Genomic DNA, 16346 nt, shown 5'->3' on the forward strand with positions numbered 1-16346 from the left:
ATATGTCGAAGAATGATTCAGCGCCCATCGTTCAGCTCAGCAATGTTGGCAAGAGCTATGGAAATTTCAGTGCTTTGAAGGACGTCAGCATATCCGTTCGGCAAGGCGAGGTGACCTGCATTCTCGGTGACAACGGAGCGGGTAAATCGACGCTCATCAGTATTATCGCCGGGCTGCATGGCCACGACGAAGGCGTCTATGCCGTCGACGGGAACCCCGTTCACTTCAGCTCGCCGCGCCAGGCTCTGGATCTCGGGATCTCCGCCGTATACCAGACCTTGGCGATGGTTCCGCTCATGTCGATCTGGCGGAACTTCTTCCTTGGTTCGGAGATGACCACCGGCACTTGGCCATTCCGACGCCTCGATGTCGCCGGGATGTGGGACAAGACGGATGTCGAGTTGCGCCAGATGGGCATCAACGTGTCCGATCTGGAGCAGCCCGTCGGTACCCTCTCCGGTGGCCAGCGACAGGTGGTCGCGATCGCCCGCGCCATCCATTTCGGCGCTCGGGTTTTGATCCTCGATGAACCAACGGCGGCGCTTGGCGTGACACAATCGGGCATCGTGTTGCGCTACATCGCTCAGGCGGCCAGAGAGCAGGGGATCGGGGTTATTTTCATCACCCACAACCCGCATCACGCCTACATGGTCGGCGACCACTTCATGGTTCTCGCGCGTGGTGAAGTCGAGCTTGATGCGCCCCGTTCGGAACTTAGCCTGGACGATCTCATGTTCCATATGGCGGGGGGCGCTGGGCTCAATGCGCTGCAGCACGAGCTGCATCGCGGGGAAACTCCGGCCCCGACACCCGTGAACTAACGCGGGTTGGTCTGGCGAGGGCAACTCTCTCGCCAGATAGACTCGCCTCAATAAGTCGCGCGGCCGCCGGATATATCGAAAACGCTGCCAGTCGAAAACGAGCATTCCTCGCTGCAAAGCCAGGCGACGAGTGCTGCGACCTCCGACACCTCCCCGAAGCGCTTCATCGGAATTTTCGAGAGCATATAGGCGATTTGCGCCTCTGTCATTTGTGCGAAGAGCGGCGTCGCCACGGCGGCGGGGGTAACGCAGTTCACGCGGATATTGGTTTCCGCGAGTTCCTTCCCCAGCGATTTGGTCAGGCCGATGACGGCCGCTTTGGAAGAGCTGTAGGCGGCGGCGTGTGGGTTGCCTTCCTTTCCGGCAACAGAAGCAACATTGACGATCCGGCCGTAGCCGCTTGCCAGCATGTGCGGAATAATCGCTCGATTGCAGAAATAAAGTCCGTGAACGTTGATCTCGAAGACCTGTCGCCAGGCGTCGAGAGGATATTCCCAGGCGACCGCGTTCGGGCCAGTGACTCCCGCGCTCGCCACCAGAATGTCGATCGAACCGAGGGCCTGCACCGTTTGCGCTGCGGCCGCGTCCACCGCAGCGGCATCGGTCACATCCAGGCAAATCGAATGGAATGAGTGGAGTGCTTCGGCCCGATCCCAAACGCTGACGCGTGCGCCCTCCTGCGTAAGACGCTCGGCGATCCCCAGCCCGAGACCGGATGCGCCACCGGTCACGACCGCGACCCTATCCTTGAACCGCTCCGAGGAGTGTTTCATACCAAGGCTCATGCGTAGTAGTCCGGCGCCTTCTTGAAGCTCGGCCACATGTCTGGATCATGGCCCGTCACAACAAGCGCGTTTGTCTGTTCCGCGAGCATGCGCAATTTTCGAACCGAATGGGCTGTCTCGATTGCCGAGGTCAAGAATCCCGGCAAGCATTTCTCATTCCAGTGGTCCATCGTATAGGTCGCATCGACTGTGAGCAGTATCGTGCCGCTTTCGGGCAGCGTGAGAAGAAACGACTGATGTCCCGGCGCATGTCCGGGCGTGAAAATCATCTTTATGACGCCATCGCCGTACAGATCGAAGCCGTCAGTCAGCGGGCCATCTAGAAAGTGCCACTTCAATCCGGGCCTATCAAAATCATTGCGGATATAGCCGCCAGCCGAGAACCAATCCGCCGTGAAGGCATAATTGTATTCCAGCTTCTGCACGATATGGGTTGCGTTGGGGAACCGTCCGCAGGCGCCGGTATGATCGAGATGCAGGTGTGATTGCAGAACGTAGCGGATATCCTCCGGCGCGATTCCCATTTCCCGCAATCTGTTGACGCAGCCATCCTCGGCCGACATGAAAGGCCAGTAGATATCCACGATCGACCCCCAATAGCCGCGTGGATCGTCAGCCGCTTCAACGGCGATGCCGCCGTCAATGACGACATGGCCCTTCGGGTGTGTGATGAGAAACCAGGGAATTGGCGTGTAGAACTCGCCCTGGCCGGCTCCCAGCTTGATGTTGACTTCTTTCTGCCGGATGCGGCCGGTCTGGAACATATACAACCGGATTTCGGACATCACATTCCCTCGCTCGTTGACTGCTGCCAGATACGGATCAGCACGTTTCTATGCGGATTTGGCATCGGCCAATATCATGTCGGAAGCCTTTTCGCCGATCATGATGATGGCGGCATTCGTATTGCCAGATACCAGGCGCGGCATGACCGAGCCATCTACTACACGAAGGCTTTCCGCCCCGTGCACTTTGAGCCTAGGCGATACAACCGCTTCGGGCCCTGGTCCCATGATGCAGGTGCAGGTCGGATGATAGATGGTGCTGCCGGAGGCTCGGGCGTAGGCCAGGAGTTGCTCGTCGGTTTCGACCTTCACGCCCGGCTCTGCTTCCTCCTTCAGGTAGTCGCGCATGGCAGGGGCATTGACGATCGCACGAAGCCTGCGCAAAGCGTCGACATTGGCTTGGCGATCCGTGGCGGTCGCAAGGTAGTTCACACGAATCTCCGGTGCCACCGAGGGATCGGGACTCTTAATTCGCAGCGACCCGCGGCTCTCCGGGCGAAGCTGACAGACAGAGGCGGTAAACCCTGAGAACTTGTGCAGGCCCTCGCCCATCTTGTCGGTGCTGAACAGAATGAAATGCACCTCGCAATCGGGTGTCGCGTAACGCTCGTTTGTTTTGAAGAAAGCGGTTCCGAAACCCGCGCTCATCGTCAATGGACCGGTTCTTCGCAACAGGTATTCCGCGCCCATGCCAAGCCGTCGTAGTGGGTGATGGTATGCGTCGTTAACCGTGATCTTCTTGCGCGCCTTAAATACCATGCGAACCTGCAGATGGTCCTGCAGATTGGCACCGACGCCAAGCGCATCCTGCACGACCGGGATACCATGATCCTGAAGTAGCGCGGCCGGTCCCCAGCCTGACAATTGCAGAAGCTGTGGCGAGTTTATCGCACCCCCTGAGAGGATGACTTCGCGGCCCGCAGAAGCGCGTTTGATTTTGCCCTCATGGGCGAATTCGACGCCGATCGCACGCTTGCCATCAAAGAGCACTTTATGCGCCAGCGCGTGAGTTAAGACTTCAAGATTTTCACGCTTCATCGCCGGCCGGAGGAAGGCCACCGCGGCGCTGCAGCGCCTTCCGCGCCGAGAGGTTGTTTGAAAGTAGCCAGCACCCACCTGCGTCGCGCCGTTGAAGTCGTCGTTTCGTGGTAAGCCCGTTTCCCCGGCGGCGCGGATGAACGCTTCAACCAATTCATGCGGCGCGGCAGGATCCGAGACGCTAAGCGGACCACCAACGCCATGATATTCGTCGGCGCCACGCTGCTGATCTTCAGACTTTTTGAAGTAGGGCAGAACATCGTCATAAGACCAACCCGTATTGCCCAGTTGGCGCCAGAGATCGAAGTCCTCCTTTTGGCCCCGCAAGTAGACCAGCCCATTGATCGAACTGGAACCGCCAAGCACTTTGCCGCGCGGCTGGAAAATGCGGCGGTTATTGAGTTCAGGCTCAGGCTCCGTCTGATACATCCAGTTGACGCGCTGGTCCTTGAACAGCTTTCCATAACCGATGGGAATATGAATCCAGATATTGTTGTCCTTCCCGCCCGCTTCGAGGAGCAGGACGCGGTGGCGCCCGGATGCTGTCAGGCGATTGGCCAGCACACACCCGGCCGAGCCAGCACCGACAATGATGTAATCGAAATTCATAGTCTCGACCGGTGCCGATTTGCGCACTTCATTCTCCTCCGACGCACGCGTTGGCCATTCTATTTAACCGCCTGCCATCCGGGATATCCAACCGCCATGGGCTGCCTTGAAGGCCTGCAGCGCGGGTTGCATGTGGAGGATACAGAGCGACTCGAATGCCTCGCGGTCGCCACGCTCCATCGCATCGATGATCTGAAAATGCTCCTGCCGCGACTGTTCCGCCAAGGCCGGATGGGCGATTGCATAGCAATGGATCGCTGCCGTTTTGGTCCAGTATTGCTGGATTAGATCGGCAAGCTGCCGGTTGCGACAATTGCCATAGATGAGTTGATGGAATGTGTCGTTGGCCGCCGATGCGGAATTCAGATCGCCATTCTTCCCGCTCGTCATGTAGACATCGTTCACGTCGCGCAACTCGCGTATGAAGTCCGCGGATGCGGGCAGCACCACGCGCTTCGCGGCCTCTTGCTGAAGGATGACGCGGATATCATAGAGTTCATCAATCTCCTCGGCAGTGTAGTCGCTGACAACCGCCCCGCGATTCTGCCGTCGCTGTACAAGACCCGCACGTCCGAGTTCCTCGAGGGCCGCCCGGATAACGTGGCGGCCTACAACGAAGCGCTCGCTTAGTTCTTCCTCGACCAGCCTCTCGCGCGGTTTGAGGCGGCCAAAGACGATGTCCTGCTGCAGTGCGTTGACGATTGCTGGAAGTCGCCGATCGCCTGCGCGCCCTGTTGGAGACGTCTCCGCTGTCGAGCTTTCCGTCGGCATCGCTCCCACCCAAGAGTCTCAGGGTCGGCCAATGCCGCCCACATGATTGTTGACAATGATGCTAACACGCTCCGGAGCGCCATACAACGGCCATTGGGCCCGAGCCAGGGCTCTATGGACGGGAGCGTTAGCGCGCAGAGGGTTGCAGAAAATTGTTGACAATGGTGGTAACACGATTGATATCCGCTAAATACCGTGCCAGCCCTCGCCACAAAGAGCGAGTGGCGTGAGAATTCGGAAAGGAAGGACAGTCCAAATGACCGAGGTCGCTCCCGCTTCAGATGGCAATACGTCGAAACCCCTCACAACGGATCGCAGACGCATTCTAGCGGGTCTCGCACTTGGCGCGGGTGCCGCTGCCATTCTCGCGGGCACGGCGCGAAAAGCCGTTGCCGCTGATGATTTCCCCGCGATCAAGTCGAACGGGAAAAAGGTGAAGGTTGGCCTCGGCCTCAACTACGGACCTTTCAATCAGCCGTGGCGGCGGGGCTGTTGGCAGATCGCTAAAACCGTGCAGGAGATGGGCGGCCAACTTGTAACGATCCGCGGCGAACCTTCAAAGCAGAGTGAGCAGGACGCCGCACGGCAGCTTCTGGATCGCGGTATCGACGTTTTGGTCCTAGGGATTTATTCGACCGAATCCGAAACCGCTTATATCGTCGATGACGCACATCGCCGCGGCATCAAGACCGTTGGGTTCATGGTCAACGCGAAGGATTCGCCGGCTGTGCTCGAAGATACCTGGGGCACAGGTGCGATTATGGGCAATTGGATCCAGAACAAGCTCCAGCGCCAGGGCACGATTGTGCAAACCGCCGAGGATCGCGGTTTCTACACGCCGTTTGACCAAGAGGTTGACATGCTCACCCTCATGACGAAATACGAGCCGCGGATGAAGATGTTGCCTTTCATGACGGGCAGCGTGTCCACGACTGATGAGATATCGAAGGGGCGGGAGAATTGCCTCTCGCTGCTACAGGCGCACCCCGATCCTAATAGTTTGCAGTTGATCACCTCATGGTGGTGGCCACTTACAATCGGAGCCGCGCAGGCACTTCAGCAGATGAACCGCAAAGCGATCGTAACTAATCACTACTTCTCGAATCAGCTTCTCAGTGAGATGGCATCGCCGGATAGTCCGATTCAGTTCAGCACCGATGTGCCCTATCACATCGCCGGCGGCCGTGTCGGGCAACTCGCCATCGCGCTCGGCCAAGGGCAGGATGTACCGAACGACTCCTACATGACGCCGATTTCCTTCATCTCCAAGGACCAGGCAGCTCAGGCGCTGACTGAACTCAAGTCGATGGACGATCAGGCCATAGCGCTACTCAAGCAGTATGGTGGCTAGTAACGCGCCACGGTTCCGAGGATTTTGAGATGGCGGGCACGACGGTGAACTCCGCGGCGGAACGACGCGCCGTCCGCAGTCAAGCGAACCTCGCGCTCGGCATCCTGAAGCGATGGGGGACGATCATCGTGATCGTCCTCGTCGGGCTTCTGTTTGCGGCTCTGTCGCCCTACTTCGGAACCGTATCGAACTTCAACAATATCCTTTTCTCGATGATCGTGAGCGCTCTCGTCTCGATGGGCCTTACCTACGTCGTCGCGGCGGGGAGCTTCGATCTCTCGATTGGTGTTGTCGTGACCACGGTTTCGATCACGACCGCGCTTCTGATTCCTCATACGGGTTGGGAGCTGGCGATCATCGGCGCGCTTGTCGTTGCCTGTGCTATCGGATTGGTCAACGGTTTGCTGGTCACCTACGCCAGACTTTCAGGGATTGTATCGACGCTTGGAATGATGTTCGTTCTTGGGGGGATTAATCAGTATCTCACAAACGGATATCAGGTGCCGGTGGATTACGGCCAGGTCGCCTTTCGTTTTCTAGGGCAGGGGCGTTTGGGTCCGATCGGATTTCCGGTGATCCTGCTCGCGGCCGTATTTGTCCTGGGGCACATCCTGTCGACGCGCAGCAGGGCTGGCCACTATATCGGCGCCGTTGGTGACAATCCGATGGCAGCCTATTACTCGGGCATTCTGGTCTATCGCTGGGTCATCGTGGCTTTTATTCTCTCCGCGCTTTTTGCCGGAATTGGGGGAGTTATTCTGACCTCGATTTCGTCCTCAGCCCAGCCGGTTGGTGGCGAGGGATATCTGTTGGAGGCTTTCGCGGCGGTCTTCCTCGGCGCTACAATTCTGGGCAAGGGAAAACCGCACTTGCTGGGAACGCTCCTGGGTGTCTTCTTCCTCTATATGGTGAGTTCGGGGATGAACATGGTCGGCATCTCCTTCGCCACGCGTCAGCTTTTCAACGGCCTCGTTCTCATCCTCGCGGTTGGCGCAAATGCGCTGCTCAATCGCGAGGAAATTCACCTCAAGTTTATCTGAGGGTTTGGTGGAAACGCCTCTCATAGAGCTTCGCGAGGTCCGCAAGGACTTCTCGGGTGTTCATGTACTCAAGGGGATCTCGCTCTCTTTCAGACAAGGGGAGATCCATGGGTTGCTTGGCGAAAATGGTGCGGGAAAATCGACCCTCATCAAAATTCTGACCGGAGTCTATGCGCCATCGAGCGGCGAAATACTTCTGGAAGGCAAGCCGGTAACCATACATCTCCCGATTGACGCTCATCGCCTTGGGCTCGGTGCCGTCTATCAGGATTCGGAACTCGCCGGCTCCTTTACCGTTGCTGACAATATCGTCCTCGGCAACGAACCCGGCGGGATACTGCTCGACCGAGGTGCGATGCGGCGGGAGGCGGTCGCCATCATGGAGCAGATCGGCCTGGATATCGATCCTGGCCGTCGCGCTTCGACCCTGACAGCAGCCGAGATGCAGATGGTCACTCTCGCGACGCTGTTCCATCGGCGCTACAAGCTGATTATTCTGGACGAGCCGACCGCACGCTTGTCGGCGCCAGAGACGCGTCTGCTGTTCGGTCTTATCGAGCGCTTTCGCAGAGAAGGCATCACCATCATATACATCTCCCACCGTCTGAACGAGGTGAAGGAGCTTTGCGATCGCGCGACAATATTACGCGACGGTTTGGTGTCCGGCACCTTAGAACGCGAGGAGATCGACGAAGATGTCGTGACCCAACTGATGGTCAATCGCAGCTCGGCGGAACTTGACATTTCCAATCCCGGCCTTGCCCAGTCTCAGGTCATTCTCGAGCTCCAAGACCTTTCCACGGATCGGCTCCGGCCGCTCTCGATTCGGTTGCGGGCGGGGGAAATTCTCGGAGTTACCGGGCCGCTTGGGGCGGGGATGGAGCAGATCGAGCGAAGCCTGGGCGGTCTCGGCGCCTATCGAGGAACGATCAGTATCGATGGACGGGTTTGCGATATCGGTAGTCCAGCCAAGGCCCGCGCCGCGGGAATCGCGCTGATTCCGGAGGATCGGCGGAAGCAGGCGCTTTTCCCAAATCTTTCCCTTGGAGAGAATGTAACCCTTCCGGCGCTCGGAGATCTGTCACGGGTCGGGCTTATCGGACATGGGCGTGCTAGGCGCTACGCTCGTTCCGTCGTTGAGCGTCTGGGAATTCTCCCTGACGCGCCGGAGCGGGCAATGCGCTATTTCTCCGGCGGAAATCAGCAGAAGGCTGTAATCGGGAAGTGGCTCAAACGCGAGGCTAGGGCCTACGTGTTCGTCGAGCCTACCTCGGGCGTCGATGTCGGGGCAATTCGGCAGATTTATGAGATCATACTCGAACTGGCGCGCAATGGTGCGGTCGTCATTGTCATCTCGACCTCCGTGAAGGAGCTGCTTGCGCTATCGGAAACGATAGCCGTGATCCACCATGGCGCCATCTCCGCGCTTCTGCCGCGTGTCAAATTCACGCGCGATAGCCTTTTGGCAGCGACAATCAGCGCGACCGCACCCGCCGCAGTGGCCGAGCCCACAGCCGCCTGATGCACGACGTTTGTGTCATCGGCGGCGGCATCGTAGGGTTGGCGACGGCGCTGGAGCTGGGTCGCCTGCAGCCCGGCGCGCGCATCGTCGTTTTGGAGAAAGAGTCCGGGCTTGCCGCGCACCAGACAGGCCATAACAGCGGGGTCATTCATGCAGGCATCTATTATAAGCCGGGTAGCCTGAAGGCCGATTTGTGCCGGAAAGGCGCAGAGGCGACCAAGACCTTCTGCCGCGAGAATAGTGTGCCATTCGCCGTGCCCGGAAAACTCGTTGTTGCCACGGACGAACTCGAGCTTGAGCGGATGGGAGCTCTCGAAGTCAATGCGCGGCAAAATGGCATAGCGATTGAGAGGTTGGACGCGGCCGGGCTGCACAGCTTCGAGCCGAATGTCCGCGGTCTTGGTGCGTTGTTCGTGCGGGACAGCGGCATTGTCGATTACCGACTAGTCTGCAATGCCATGGCCGCGAAAATTCGTGTGGCAGGCGGCACCATCGAACTGGGCGTGGCCGTTGACGGCATTAGCGAAGACTCCACGGGGGTCACAATCACAGCCGGTGAACGAAAGTGGCGAGCCGCAAAACTGGTTGTTTGCGCTGGACTTCAATCCGATCGACTCGCTCGCCTGAGTGGGCTTGAGATTACCCATCAGGTCATTCCGTTTCGGGGCGAATACTATCTTGTCCGCCCGGAGAAAGCGAACATCGTCACGCGGATGATTTATCCTGTGCCGGATCCCGATCTACCGTTTCTCGGCATCCATCTTACACCAATGGTAGGGGGGGCCCTGACGGTCGGTCCCAATGCCGTCCTAGGCATGGCCCGGGAGGGATACGGCCGGTTTTCTGTCGATGCGAAGGACGTTCTCACGTTCCTTCGGTTTCCGGGATTCTGGAACGTGATCGCCCAGAACTGGCGATCGGGAATTTCGGAGATGCGTAACAGTCTCTCCAAAAGGCGCTACCTCGCGGAGTGCCAGAAATATTGTCCAGATTTGGCCGAGTCCGACCTCCTTCCGTACAAGGCAGGGATTCGCGCGCAGGCCGTCATGCGAGACGGAACACTGATACATGACTTTCTGTTTTTGAATACCGAGCGGATGCTTCACGTCTGCAACGCTCCATCTCCTGCGGCGACATCCGCCATCCCGATTGGGGAAATGATCGCTCGACGCTCGATCGGAATGTCCAATGCCGCATGACCGTTTTGATCTCCGTGGTCGCGTCGCGATCGTCACCGGCGGTAACGGAGGCATCGGCCTCGCGATGGCACGTGGATTGGCCCAGGCGGGTGCGGATGTCGTGCTCTCGGGTCGGGACGCCGCGAAGGGCGCTGAGGCTCGTGGCGCGGTCGAGGAATTCGGTGGCCGCGTGAGTTTTGTGACAGCTGACCTCTCGCGCCCCGAGGATTGTCTGAGACTGGTCGAGGATGCGAAGCGCAGCATGGGTCGGGTCGATATCCTGATCAACAATGCGGGCATTGTCGCTCGACACCGCCCCGAAGATTTGAACCTCGCAGAATGGCAGAGTGTCATTGCGACGAATCTGACCTCGGCTTTTCTCTGCGCGCAGAATGTCTATCCCGCCATGAAGGGCGCCGGAGGGGGCAAGATCATCAATATCGGCTCCATGCTCTCGCTCTTCGGCGCTTCTTTCGGGGCCGCCTATGGCGCTAGCAAGGGGGGCCTGGTGCAGCTCACGCGTTCTCTCGCGGTCGCTTGGGCCGCGGACAATATACAGGTGAACGCGATCCTTCCTGGCTGGATCGACACGGCCATGGGTGCATCCGCTCGCTCCGAGGTGCAGGATCTGGAGGGACGGGTAATTGCGCGCACGCCCGCCGGCCGCTGGGGAAAGCCTGACGATATGGTGGGAATTGCCGTCTTCCTTGCCAGCGCAGCGTCAGATTTCGTCACAGGCGCGGCTATTCCGGTGGATGGAGGCTACTCGATCGCCGGTTGATGAAGATCCATCACCCGTCTCGACAAAATGACGGCCCAACGCCGCAAAAAACTTAGGAGGATGCCAAGTGATGTTTTCTGAAGCAGGCTGGTGGCAGAAACTTGAGAATGCGCTCAACGCGGATGAGGCATGGCGCGAGGCGAGCCGGTATTTTCGTGGCCGTCTCGAACTTCGGCACGATAGAGGTGCGGCTGTTATAGAGATTTCTCAGAGTCATGCGGAGGTTTCTGGCGAAGCCGACCTCATGGGAGCCGATATTACTGTCACTGGTCCAGACAAGGAGTGGCGCCGTCTTCTGGCTGGCGAGATTGATTGGTTTGAGGGGCTTTCCCCGGGGCTCGGCGATTTTACGCTTTCCGGCAACGCTGTCGCCGCCTGGCGAGATGTGAAGGTGATGGCTCTGACTTTCGCCGTTATGGCGCGCGTCAACCAAACACCCCCCGCCATAGCATCGTCACCGCCTCCCAAGCCTTCCGGCGCGGTGACGACGGGGCACTATATCGACGTCGATGGCATCAGGGTTCACTACGAGGAGGCGGGGAGTGGCCCGCCAATCATCTGTTTTCACGCCGCTTGTCAGGACACGCTTATGTGGCGGCATGTTCTCGATGGGCTATCGGATTCCTATCGGGTCATCGCCGTCGATGCAGTGGCGCATGGGAAGACGATTGAGCCTGCTGCCGGGCCGTTTCATAGTCTGACTCAGCACGCCGAATTAAATGAAAAGCTCATCACGGCGCTGAAGCTCGACAGGCCGGTGATTATGGGTTGTTCGATGGGCGGCAACCTCGTTCTTGAAATGGCAGCGCGCAAGCTCGATGCTTATCGTGCGGTCGTTTCAGCGGAGGGCGCGGACTATACTCCAACCGTTGCGCAATTTTTTCTGGATATGCTTCTTCTCAATGGTTCGCAGATCCTGGAATGCTGGGCTATATCGATGACAGGCCGCCGCACGCCGCCGGATCGCGCGAAGGAAGTGGTATGGCAGATTACAAGGACGACGCCACAGGCGATGCGCGGCGACCTCACCGGCTATGCCAACTTCGACAAGCGTAAGGAAGTCGCGACCATTCGCTCCCCGGTACTTCTGCTTCGCGGTGACGCGGACTGGCTCGTATCGCAGAGTCGCACGGAGGAAACTCAGGCCCGGATCCCGGGAAGCCGCATCGCGGTGCTCGCGGGAACGGGTCATTACCCGATGATCGAAAACCCGTTCGAGTTCAACGAGGCCGTGCGCGGATTTCTCAGAGACGTGGCCTGACGGCGGTGTCCACGCCGTCAGAGATGGAGGAAATTCTCTGCCCGCGCACGGCCCTGAGCGGACACGATCGCATCGGCCCGTTCCGGTGCGGCGGCGCCTCTCGTCAGCGACGGAAGGTTGTAGGAAGCGACGGCAGCGTGAGCGGGAGGGGGATGCTCCCAGGTCGCACCTCGAATGAGGCGTTGAATCAATGAGTTAGCCGAAGCGGCTCGGCAGGATCATCATTCCGAATGTAGGAGGGGACCTAAATGCTAGGTTGCCTCCTACCCAGCGATCCGAAGAATGAGGGTAAGCTAACGCGCCGTCGCGCTGGTAGTGCCAGGAGCCCTCAAGGTGGAACCAACTCAAAGGGACGAGATTCTCGCGAACGTCTACCGTTCCGTAATTCGGGATGGTTTCGACGAGCCGCTCGCTCGGAGCATCCGGACGATGCAGGCCATCTATCTGGACTATGTCGAAGATGGCGGAAAGAAGGACAGGGAGAGCCTTCGCCGCTTGTTCGATGCAAAGAAGCCGGCCGGCGCGGATTTCTGGTTCAGCCTGTGGATGCGCCATCAGCGCAAGCTTGACCACGGGATATCGGCCCCGGCGTGAGAATCGTCACAGAACGTCCTGCGAATAGCCCCGAACTGACGACCGGCTAGAACGCCGGCGCGGGCGGTTTTCGCTTCTGCGAAATGGCCACCCAAGCTATCCTTCATCCCACCACGACGGATAGGCTGCCTATCCGGGGGAAGGTTGCGTCAGATAAAGGGACGGCGCCATGCCGCTGCTGCGAGGTCGGGTATACACCCGACCCTGGTTTGCGAGAGCAGGCAATCGCCATGGATAGCGGCGCATCGGCGACGCGATCCTATGACCATATCGTGCGAGCCGAGAATATCAGCCTGTCCTACGGGAAGGTCCAGGCGCTCGCGGGGATCGACCTGGCGATCGGCCATAATGAAATCGTTGGTCTGATCGGTGACAACGGGGCGGGAAAGTCCACCCTTATCAAAGTTCTGACGGGTGTGCTGCGCCCGACCTCCGGGCGGTTGTTTATTCGTGACCGGCTTGTCGATTGGGCGAGTTATTCGGTGCGCGAAGCCCACCGGCTTCGCTTCGAAACCGTCTACCAAGAAAAATCTCTTGGAGAGAAGCAGCCGCTTTGGCGCAATATTTTCGTCGGACGGCAAATTACCAATCGCTTTGGCTTTATCAAAGTCGCGGAGGAGCGGCGGATTGCGAACGACATCCTCAAGCGGCAGCTCGGGTTTCGCGGCGTGGGAATCGATGCGAATTCCACGATATCCAAGCTTTCGGGTGGTGAACGCCAGGGGATCGCGATCGGCAGAGCGATGCATTTCGATTCCGACCTCATTATTCTCGACGAGCCCACGGTTGCTCTCGCGATCAGTGAAGTCCGGAAAGTCCTTGATTTCGTGCGTTCAATAAAAACCTCGGGTCGGGCCTGCATCTACATCGAGCACAATCTCGCGCATGTTCATGAGCTTGCTGACCGGCTTGTCGTGCTCGATCGGGGTCGGATTGTCGCGGATATCCGATCCGGGGAGATGAGCCTGGAGCAATTGACGACATTCTTGATAGATCTTCAGCATAGCGGCCACGCGGTGGGACCAGCGCAATGAGCGCTCACCCTTCGCACGAGGCGCCTGGCCGTAGCGCCACAGGTTTCCTGCCGGCGATTGCGCGGATTGAAGGCCTTCCGATTATTCTGGTCTTCGTTGTTCTCGTCGTCTTTTTCATGAGCGCGGCGCCGCAGGTCTTCCTCGGCTGGCCGATCTACCTGTCATTTCTCACGACCGTGCCGCCGATGGTCATTCTGGCGATTGGCCTCACCTTGGTTGTGGCAGCAGGCGAGATCGATCTTTCCTTTCCTTCCGTAATGGCATTCTCCGGCTTTCTCTTCGCCTGGTGCGAAACGACGCTGGGGCATCCATGGCTCGGCGTTCTCGCGGCCCTTGCCGGCGGCGCGCTTATCGGCGTGGTCAACGGCGTTCTCGTCGCGATCGTTGGGGTGCCATCGATTATCGTCACGATCGGTACGCAGTTCTTCTGGGCTGGAGCCGCTTCGATCCTGTCAGGTGGCCAGTCCGCGGCGCTGCAAGAGCTATCGGGCGGATCGGTCGACAAGACCTTCGCCTCGGACCTGTTTGGATTCCTGCCCATGCAGTCGCTTTGGGCGGCCGCGATCGCCATCTTCATCTGGTTTATTCTCAACCGTCATCGTTTCGGCGAACACATCCTTTTCATTGGCGACAGCCGGACGGTTGCGCGGGTCGCCGGCGTCAACGTCGTCCGCGAGACGGTGAAGCTTTTCACTCTCATGGGCGTGTTGGGTGGGTTTGCGTCGGTGCTTCTCACCATCGAAAACCTCAACTACTTCTCGACCCAGGGGCAGGGCTACTTGTTGCCTGCTTTGGCCGGTGTTTTCATCGGCGGGACATCCGTATTTGGCGGTGCGGCGACGATCGTCGGCACTTTCTTTGGCACCTTCATCATTGGCATGTTGGAGGCGGGTGTAGTGGCGACAGGCATCGCCGGATTTTGGGTGCAAGCGATCGAGGGCGTAGTGTTTGTTTCCGCGGTCACGCTGCATCTTCTGGTCGAAAATCCCGCGAAGCTTCGTGCCATCGGCGGCCTAGTCGGCCTCAGGCGCGGATCATGAGGAGACCAATGCGCAACTAGGCTTCTGGCCTGACCATTTCACCGAATGCTGCCCAGTAGAAGCAGCTCGAACGACGAAGGGAAACCGAGATGAAGATGAATAACACTGCTCTGCTCGCGGGCTTCGGCCTGCTCGCCGCAGGATTGGCGGTGGCGGCACCTGCTTATGCCACGCAATCGACGACACCAGGTCCGCTCGGCGCCGGCATGACGATCTATATGCAAATGGGCGGAAATCCTGGGGATGGCGCGACGCTGCCACGCCAGGTGGGTGCCGCCGATGCGAGTCATGCGTTTGGCATCAAGGTGATCGAGCAGTATTCGGCCTGGAATCCGGAGACGATGCTGGATCAGTTTCGTCAGGCTCTGGCCGCGCGGCCGACTTGCATCGCGATCACGGGCCATCCGGGTGACGCTGCCTTCGGCCCCCTCATTGCCAAGGCGGAGGCGCAGGGGATCATCGTCACTGTCGGCAATACCCCGCTGCCCCAGGTCGCTAAGAATTATGTCGGCAAGGGCGCCGGCTATGCCGGAGTCGATCTCTATATTGGCGGTGGGATCACCGCGCAGGCCATGCTCGCGGCTGGGTTAAAGGCCGGGGACGAAGCGCTCGAATATGGCGTCTTCAACGAGACGGAGCGGAGTCAGTCCGATCGCGGGTTGCGCGATACGCTGGAAAAGGCTGGGGTGAAGGTCACGACTCTCAACATCTCCCCGCAAGTCGATTCCGACTCTTCGCTCGCAGTGCCGATCCTGGTGGCGTTCATCGAATCGCATCCGAAACTCAAGGCGATCGGCACGCAGCATGGCGGCGTGACGGGTTTCATTCCGCAAGCGCTGCGCCAAGCCGGCAAGGCGCCCGGCCAGATCATTGTAGGTGGCATTGACCTTGCGCCCTCGACCATCGCCGGCCTGCAAGGGAAATATATCACCGCGACGCTTGACCAGCAGCTTTACTTGCAGGGCTTTCTGCCGGTCACTCAATGCGTATTGTCGGCCGCCTATCATTTCGCCGGCATGAGCATCAATACGGGCGCGGGGGTGGAAACACCACAGTCGATCGATGCTTTGATCCCGCTGATCAAGCGTGGCATTCGCTGAAGCGCTATCAACGAAACGGCCCCATCACCCCGATGGGGCCGCTGGTTTCCAAAACCTCGGCGGGTGCTCTAGGTTGCACTCAGCGTAAGGTTCCAGCTACAGGCTGGATACTTGCGAAGAAGCTCGCCCTGAAAGGTTCTGCCGATAAATCTGCCGCTGATCCATTTGTCGCCCGCCTGCATCACAAGACGTCCATCGGTGCTCACCGTGCCGGAAAAGGCGAAGAAGCGAGCTCGACGTCCATCGACGGTAAATGACCGATTGATGGCTATATCCGCGCAGTCCGACGCCGGCCGCGGATTATACGTGCTTACCGCCGTTCCGGAATAGACGCCGGTCAGGTCAGGGGCGGGCAGCGGAAGGTTCTCCGGGATACCCAATGCGCTAGGGGATGGATTCCCCAGTTCCATCGGGCTTGCCACAGCGAAGGGTGATGGCGGCGGAGCCACCGGGAACGTCCAAGTGAGGGGCGCCGTGCCAAGCACGGTGCCGTTCGGCGTGTTGTGATAGGCGCAGCTTGTCGCAAGCAGCAGTGGGACAGTTATGACACTTGTCAAAAGGCGGGCAGGATACATTGGCGTCATCCCTCTTCTCGACAGCTGCATCGCTATGGATGAGCGATTCACTAGCCGGTAC

Annotated in this window: 16 protein-coding genes; 11 read left to right on the plus strand and 5 right to left on the minus strand. The window is 59.0% G+C overall.

Going from position 1 to position 16346, the window contains the following annotated elements:
- The first annotated feature begins 2 nt into the window (after positions 1–2).
- The gene (locus GSQ92_RS21305; RefSeq protein WP_158801919.1) at positions 3–821 is read left to right on the plus strand and encodes an ATP-binding cassette domain-containing protein; all 819 of its coding nucleotides are present in this window, start codon (positions 3–5) and stop codon (positions 819–821) included.
- A 47-nt stretch (positions 822–868) separates the two neighbouring features.
- On the opposite strand, the gene GSQ92_RS21310 is transcribed toward GSQ92_RS21305, so the two are convergent.
- Genes GSQ92_RS21310 through GSQ92_RS21325 form a run of 4 tightly spaced genes read right to left on the minus strand, consistent with a single transcriptional unit; the run spans position 869 to position 4809 of the window.
- Complete coding sequence (locus GSQ92_RS21310) at positions 869–1594, minus strand: SDR family NAD(P)-dependent oxidoreductase (protein ID WP_158801918.1); 726 nt, start codon at positions 1592–1594, stop codon at positions 869–871.
- 8 nt (positions 1595–1602) lie between these two features.
- Positions 1603–2391, minus strand: a complete 789-nt coding sequence (attM, locus tag GSQ92_RS21315) for an N-acyl homoserine lactonase AttM (protein ID WP_158801917.1) — start codon at positions 2389–2391, stop codon at positions 1603–1605.
- Positions 2392–2439: 48 nt separating this feature from the next.
- Entirely contained in the window at positions 2440–4065 is a 1626-nt protein-coding gene (locus GSQ92_RS21320) for a GMC family oxidoreductase (protein WP_254066648.1), read from the minus strand.
- 36 nt (positions 4066–4101) lie between these two features.
- A complete protein-coding gene (locus GSQ92_RS21325) occupies positions 4102–4809 on the minus strand; it encodes a GntR family transcriptional regulator (protein ID WP_158801916.1) in 708 nt (235 codons plus the stop codon).
- 256 nt (positions 4810–5065) lie between these two features.
- Between GSQ92_RS21325 and GSQ92_RS21330 the strand changes: the two genes are divergently transcribed.
- The 10 genes from GSQ92_RS21330 to GSQ92_RS21375 all read left to right on the plus strand — a co-directional run bounded on the left by GSQ92_RS21330 (position 5066) and on the right by GSQ92_RS21375 (position 15710).
- A complete protein-coding gene (locus GSQ92_RS21330) occupies positions 5066–6160 on the plus strand; it encodes a substrate-binding domain-containing protein (protein ID WP_158801915.1) in 1095 nt (364 codons plus the stop codon).
- 29 nt (positions 6161–6189) lie between these two features.
- On the plus strand, positions 6190–7200 hold the full coding sequence (locus GSQ92_RS21335; protein ID WP_159013896.1) for an ABC transporter permease: 1011 nt from the start codon (positions 6190–6192) through the stop codon (positions 7198–7200).
- Between the two features lie 7 nt (positions 7201–7207).
- Positions 7208–8722, plus strand: a complete 1515-nt coding sequence (locus GSQ92_RS21340; RefSeq protein WP_174246629.1) for a sugar ABC transporter ATP-binding protein — start codon at positions 7208–7210, stop codon at positions 8720–8722.
- The gene (gene lhgO, locus GSQ92_RS21345; RefSeq protein ID WP_216849946.1) at positions 8722–9921 is read left to right on the plus strand and encodes an L-2-hydroxyglutarate oxidase; all 1200 of its coding nucleotides are present in this window, start codon (positions 8722–8724) and stop codon (positions 9919–9921) included. The genes GSQ92_RS21340 and lhgO overlap by 1 nt, the downstream gene beginning before the upstream one ends.
- Positions 9911–10681, plus strand: a complete 771-nt coding sequence (locus GSQ92_RS21350; protein WP_159013897.1) for an SDR family NAD(P)-dependent oxidoreductase — start codon at positions 9911–9913, stop codon at positions 10679–10681. The genes lhgO and GSQ92_RS21350 overlap by 11 nt, the downstream gene beginning before the upstream one ends.
- 70 nt (positions 10682–10751) lie before the next feature.
- A complete protein-coding gene (locus GSQ92_RS21355) occupies positions 10752–11942 on the plus strand; it encodes an alpha/beta fold hydrolase (protein ID WP_158801911.1) in 1191 nt (396 codons plus the stop codon).
- A gap of 429 nt (positions 11943–12371) precedes the next feature.
- A complete protein-coding gene (locus GSQ92_RS21360; protein ID WP_158801910.1) occupies positions 12372–12536 on the plus strand; it encodes a hypothetical protein in 165 nt (54 codons plus the stop codon).
- Between the two features lie 230 nt (positions 12537–12766).
- Complete coding sequence (locus GSQ92_RS21365) at positions 12767–13570, plus strand: ATP-binding cassette domain-containing protein (protein ID WP_158801909.1); 804 nt, start codon at positions 12767–12769, stop codon at positions 13568–13570.
- Positions 13567–14610, plus strand: coding sequence for an ABC transporter permease (locus tag GSQ92_RS21370; protein WP_158801908.1), 1044 nt, complete (start codon positions 13567–13569; stop codon positions 14608–14610). The genes GSQ92_RS21365 and GSQ92_RS21370 overlap by 4 nt, the downstream gene beginning before the upstream one ends.
- Positions 14611–14699: 89 nt before the next feature.
- Entirely contained in the window at positions 14700–15710 is a 1011-nt protein-coding gene (locus tag GSQ92_RS21375) for a substrate-binding domain-containing protein (protein ID WP_158801907.1), read from the plus strand.
- A gap of 68 nt (positions 15711–15778) precedes the next feature.
- Here GSQ92_RS21375 and GSQ92_RS21380 read toward each other — a convergent pair whose 3' ends face one another.
- Positions 15779–16120, minus strand: coding sequence for a hypothetical protein (locus tag GSQ92_RS21380; RefSeq protein ID WP_158801906.1), 342 nt, complete (start codon positions 16118–16120; stop codon positions 15779–15781).
- Between the last annotated feature and the right edge of the window lie 226 nt (positions 16121–16346).

This window comes from Acidisoma sp. S159 (assembly GCF_009766125.1).
In the GTDB taxonomy this organism is placed as follows: domain Bacteria; phylum Pseudomonadota; class Alphaproteobacteria; order Acetobacterales; family Acetobacteraceae; genus Acidisoma.